The 4,341-nt window shown below is 72.8% G+C and carries 2 protein-coding genes; both read left to right on the plus strand.

Annotated features, from left to right (window positions below; translation table 11 throughout):
• On the plus strand, positions 1–2,465 hold a 2,465-nt coding region (locus tag AB0I73_RS40520; protein WP_363045390.1), incomplete at its 5' end, for an SDR family NAD(P)-dependent oxidoreductase.
• A gap of 77 nt (positions 2,466–2,542) precedes the next feature.
• On the plus strand, positions 2,543–4,341 hold a 1,799-nt coding region (locus tag AB0I73_RS40525; protein WP_363045391.1), incomplete at its 3' end, for a type I polyketide synthase.

Genomic DNA, 4,341 nt, shown 5'->3' on the forward strand with positions numbered 1-4,341 from the left:
CCCTCACCGACACCACCGAGGCCGCCTTCGTCCCGGCCCTGCGCAAGAACCGGCCCGAGGCCGACGCCCTCGTCACCGCCCTGGCCGAGCTCCACACCCACGGCACCCGCGTGGACTGGACCGCCTTCTACGCCGGCACCGGCGCCCGCCGCACCGACCTGCCCACCTACCCCTTCCAGCACCGTCACTACTGGCCCGAGGTGTCCTTCGGCAGCCCCGACGAACAGCAGACCTCCCACCCGGGCAAGGCCGGTGACGCCGTGGACGCCGCCTTCTGGCAGGCCGTCCACCAGGCGGACCTGACCGCGCTCTCGGAGACCCTCGACCTCGGTGACGACGAGAAGGTCGCCGCGCTCGGTGACGTCCTGCCGGTCCTATCCACCTGGCACCAGGAGCAGCGCGAGCGCTCCGTCGCCGACTCCTGGCGTTACAAGGTGGTGTGGCGGCCGCTCACGGAGACGGCCGTGCCCGCACTGAGCGGTACATGGCTGCTGGTCGTGCCCGCCGAAGGTGCCGACGACGCTCTCGTCGACGCCTGCGTCGCCGCGCTGACCGGACACGGAGCCTCTGTCGACCTCCTGCGCCCCGCCGACGAGCCGGATCTGTCCGCCCGTCTGCGGACGGCCGTCTCCACCTCCGCAGACGCCGGTGCTCCGCTCAGCGGTGTGCTGTCACTGCTGGCCATGGACGAGCGTCCGCACTTCGAGCACGAGGTCGTGCCGACCGGTGTCACGGACGCTCTCGCCCTCATCAAGGCCATGGCCGACGCCGAACTCGACGTGCCGCTGTGGTCGGTGACCCGTACCGCGGTCGCCGTCAGCGGCTCGGACGGTCCCGCCCGGCCGGTACAGGCGCAGATGTGGGGTCTCGGCAGGGTCGCGGCCCTGGAGCACGCCAAGCGCTGGGGTGGTCTCGTCGACCTGCCGGAGACGCCCGACACGAACGACCTGAGCCGTATGGTCTCGGTGCTGGCGCAGCGCACCGCTGCGGCGGGACCGCCGAAGGGCGGTGTCGAGGACCAGGTGGCGGTGCGGGCCTCCGGTGTCTTCACCCGGCGGCTCGTCCCGGCCGCCACCAACGGCGCGAAGGCGCGCCGCCAGTGGCGGCCGCGGGGCACCGTGATCGTCACCGGCGGCACGGGAGCCATCGGCGGGCACGTCTCCCGCTGGCTGGCCGCGAACGGTGCCGAGCACCTCGTACTGACCAGCCGCCGGGGCGAAGAGGCCCCTGGTGCCCTGGAACTGAAGGCGGAACTGGAGGCCGCCGGCAGCCGGGTGACGGTCGCCGCCTGCGACGTCGCCGAGCGCGCCGCTGTCGAGGAACTGCTCGCCAAGTTGGCCGCGGACGGCGACGAGGTCCGTACGGTCATGCACGCGGCGGGTGTCGGCCTGCTGGCCCCGCTGACCGAGTGTGGTCCGGAAGCGGCGGCGTACGTCGCGAACGGCAAGGTCTCCGGAGCCCGGCACTTCGACGAACTCCTCGACCCGGCCGGACTCGACGCGGTCGTCCACTTCACGTCCGTCGCCGGTGTCTGGGGCGTCGGCGACCACGGCGTGTACGCGGCCGCCAACGCCTATCTCGACGCGCTCGCCCAGCAGAGCAGGGCCCGCGGGGTGCCGGCCACCGCGGTGGCGTGGGGCCCGTGGGCCGCGGGCGGCATGGCCGCCGGCGCGGGCGAGGGCGACGGAGGGGGAGAAGGACCCCTCACCCGGCACGGTGTGCTGGCGCTGCGACCGGAGCTCGCGATGGTCGCCCTCCAGCAGGCCCTCGACCACGACGACACCGCGGTCGTGCTCGCCGACATGGACTGGGAGCGCTTCGCGCCGGTCTTCACGATGAGCGGCGACCGGCCGCTGATCGCGGAGATCCCGCAGGTCCGCGAACTCGGCGCGCGGCAGGAGGCCTCGGTCTCCGACACGGCCGGGTCCGCGCCCGCCCTGCGCGCGAAGCTCGCCGCGCTGTCCGGGGCCGAGCAGGACCAGCTGGTCCTGGACCTCGTACGGGAACACACCGCGTCGGTGCTCGGACACTCCTCCGCCCAGGACGTCGAGGCCCGGCGGCCCTTCCAGGATCTCGGCTTCGACTCGCTGACCGCCGTCGAACTCCGCAACCGTCTTGGTACGGCCACCGGACTACGGCTCCCCGCGACCATGGTGTTCGACCACCCGACGCCGGTCGCGCTCGCTGCCTTCCTCAAGGCCGAGGTGCTGCCCACGGCACCAGGGCATGTGCTGCCCGCAGCCGAGGAACTGGACCGCCTGGAGGAGGCGCTCGCCGCCCGCACCAGCGACGACATCGGCCGGGTCAGGGTCGTCATGCGGCTCGAGGCGCTGCTGTCGAAGCTCAGCCGGGGCCTGCACGACGATCAGGCGCCGACAGGTCAGGACGACGCTATGGCAGGACTCGAGTCCGCTACTAACGAGGAGCTGTTCGATCTGATCGACAGGGATCTTGGACTCTCCTGACCCTGCCTCCCTCCTCCCCCTCCGAGCACAGCAGCACCCATTCACAGCGAGTCAGACCCGACGGGAGCGACGTTTCGATGGCGGACGAAGAGAAGCTGCGGGAGTACCTGACCCGTGTGGTCGCCGAGCTGCAGCAGACTCGCCAACACCTTCGTGACGTCGAGTCCCAGGAAGCGGAGCCGATCGCGATCGTCTCCATGAGCTGCCGTCTTCCGGGGGCCATAAACACGCCCGACGAGCTGTGGAACCTGCTGTCCTCGGGCGGTGACGGCATTTCGGGGCTGCCCGCCGACCGCGGCTGGAACATCGAGGACCTCTACGATCCGGACCCGTCCGCCACGGGCAAGATCTACGCCCTCGAAGGCGGCTTCCTGCACGACGCGGGCGACTTCGACCCCGGCTTCTTCGGGATCTCGCCGCGCGAGGCCCTGGCCATGGACCCGCAGCAGCGGCTCCTGCTGGAGACTTCGTGGGAGGCGCTGGAGCGCGCCGGTGTCGACCCGACGACCGTCGCCGGCAGCGCCACCGGCGTGTTCGTCGGTGCGGCCGGCCAGGGCTATGGCGGCGACCTCAGCGGCTCCGCCGGCTCGGAGGGATACATCCTCACCGGCACGGTGACCTCCGTGCTGTCCGGCCGTATCTCCTACACCCTCGGCCTGGAGGGCCCGGCGGTCACCCTCGACACGGCGTGCTCGTCGTCCCTGGTCGCCCTGCACCTGGCCGTGCAGTCCCTGCGCAACGGCGAGTGCTCCATGGCCCTCGCGGGCGGCGCCTCGATCATGCCCAACCCGGCCGGTCTGATGGAGTTCAGCCGCCAGCAGGGCCTGGCCCGCGACGGCCGGTGCAAGGCGTTCGCGGACGCCGCCGACGGCATGGGCATGGCCGAGGGCGTCGGCATCCTCCTCCTGGAGCGGCTGTCGGACGCCCGCCGCAACGGCCACCAGGTCCTCGCCGTCGTGCGCGGCTCGGCGATCAACCAGGACGGCGCCTCCAACGGCCTGACCGCCCCCAACGGCCCGTCGCAGCAGCGGGTCATCCGCGCCGCGCTCGCCAACGCGAAGGTCTCCGCCGACCAGGTCGACGTGGTCGAGGCGCACGGCACCGGCACGAAGCTCGGTGACCCGATCGAGGCGCAGGCGCTGCTGGCCACCTACGGCCAGGAGCGGCCGGAGGACCGGCCGCTGCTGCTGGGCTCGGTCAAGTCGAACATCGGCCACACCCAGGCCGCCGCCGGCGTCGCCGGTGTGATGAAGATGGTCCTGGCCATGCAGCACGGTGTGCTGCCCCAGAGCCTCCACATCGACGAGCCCTCCACCCATGTCGACTGGACCGCCGGTGCAGTCGAGCTGATCGACGAACACCGTCCCTGGCCGGAGACCGGTGCGCCGCGCCGGGCCGGCGTCTCCTCCTTCGGCATCAGCGGCACCAACGCGCACGTGATCCTGGAGCAGGCCCCGGCCGAGGAGCCGGCCGAGGAGCCGGCCGAGCCGGAGGAGGCCCCGGCCCCGGTGGGTGCGGTGCCGTGGGTGCTGTCGGGCAAGACGCAGGCCGCGCTGCGTGCCCAGGCCGCCAAGCTCCTGGCGCATCTGCGCGCGGACGCCGGGGCGTCGGTGGCGGACATCGGCTACTCGCTGGCCCTGACCCGCGCCCGCTTCGAGCACCGCGCGGCGATCACCGCCGGCGAGCGCGCCGACTTCGAGGCGGCGCTGGCCGCGCTGGCCGAGAAGCGCACCTTCCCCGGCACCGTGACCGGCACGGCGTCGGCGGGAGACGTCCGTCCGGTGTTCGTGTTCCCCGGTCAGGGGGCGCAGTGGGCCGGGATGGCGGTGGGGCTGCTGGAGGCCTCGCCGGTGTTCGCCGCCCGGATGGCCGAGTG

Source organism: Streptomyces sp. NPDC050388 (assembly GCF_040655635.1).
Classification (GTDB): Bacteria; Actinomycetota; Actinomycetes; order Streptomycetales; family Streptomycetaceae; genus Streptomyces.